Source organism: Zavarzinella formosa DSM 19928, from assembly GCF_000255705.1.
GTDB classification, from domain to species: Bacteria; Planctomycetota; Planctomycetia; order Gemmatales; family Gemmataceae; genus Zavarzinella; species Zavarzinella formosa.
Window position 1 is genome coordinate 1 of record NZ_AIAB01000536.1, and the last position, 1,431, is coordinate 1,431.

Below are 1,431 nucleotides of genomic sequence, written 5' to 3' on the forward strand. Positions count from 1 at the left end.
CGGAGACGGCGACGGCCAATCTCGTGTTCTCGGTCGACTCGAACTCGGCGCCGGGAGTGGTGTCGGTCACGCGGGCCGGGTCGGTGCTGACCATCACGCCGCTGGCGAACCAGAACGGCGTGGCGACGCTGGTCGTGCGGGCCACGGACGAGGCGGGGCTGTTTGTCACCGATTCGTTTGACGTGACCGTCACGCCGGTCAACGACGCCCCGACGCTGGACGACATCACGGATCCGGCGGCCATTCTTGAGGACGCCGGGGAGCAGACGGTCACGATCACGGGGATCAGCCCCGGCCTGCCGGCGAACGAGTCGGGCCAGGGGATCACCGTCACGGCCGTCTCCGGCAACCCCGGCCTGATCGCCTCGGTCACGATCACCGGGACGGGCTCAAGCCGCGACCTGAAATACACGCCGGTCCCCGACGCCAACGGCACGGCGGTCATCACCGTGACCGTGACCGACGACGGCGGCACGACCGGAGGCGGGGTCAACACCATCGTCAAGACGTTCACGGTCACGGTGACGGCCGTGAACGACCGGCCGGTCATCGACACCGCCCCCGGCGTGGTCGTGGACATCATCGCGACCGGGACGACCAGCCCGCTTGGCTCGCCGGTCAGCGTCCTCACCGCCCACGTCACCGACGTGGACGCCGGGGCCGTGAAGGGAGTCGCCATCACCGGAGCCCCCTCCTCCGCGACCACCGGCCGCTGGGAGTTCTCCGTCGATGGCGGCGGCAACTGGAACCCGGTTCCGGCCACCGTCGGCAACACGACGGCGCTGCTTCTGGCGGACCTGCCGGGCAACCGGGTGCGGTTCGTGCCGTTCAAGACGTTCACGGGCTTCAGCCCGGCCCTCTCCTACAAGGCCTGGGACACGACGACCGGCGCGGGCACGACCGACCGGAACAGCCCGCAGTTCGGGGACACGACGCTCGGGACGGCCTACAGCACGGCAACGGAGAGGGCCACGGCGGCGGTCGGCAAGACCTCGCCGACGGTGGACCTGCAGGGCAACCCGTTGTTCACCCCGATCCTGAAGGACACGGCCAGCCCGGCCGGGGACATGGTCAAGACGCTGCTGGGCCTGCTGGCGACCGACCCGGACAAGAAGAACGTCCTGGGGCTGGCGGTGAGTTCCGCGGACGACACCAATGGAAAATGGCAGTGGATGTCGGCGGGCAAGTGGGTTGACATTGCCGGGGTGTCGGACACGAGCGCCCTGCTGCTGTCGCCGACGACGAAGGTGCGGTTCCTGCCGGACGCCGGGTTCTTCGGGGTGGCGACGCTGGGCTACCATGTGTGGGACCAGTCGGCCGGGAAGTCCGGCGAGCGGGCGGTCCTGACGGCCGTGGCGGGCTCGGCGTTCAGCGCCGTCGGCAACACGGCGGCGGTCCACGTTCAGGCTAGGCCGGTTCTGGACATCTCCC

1 pseudogene is annotated in these 1,431 nt (G+C 70.0%); it reads left to right on the plus strand.

Annotated features, from left to right (window positions below):
- A pseudogene (locus BGIM_RS47885) lies at positions 1-1,431 on the plus strand (Ig-like domain-containing protein); the annotation flags it as partial.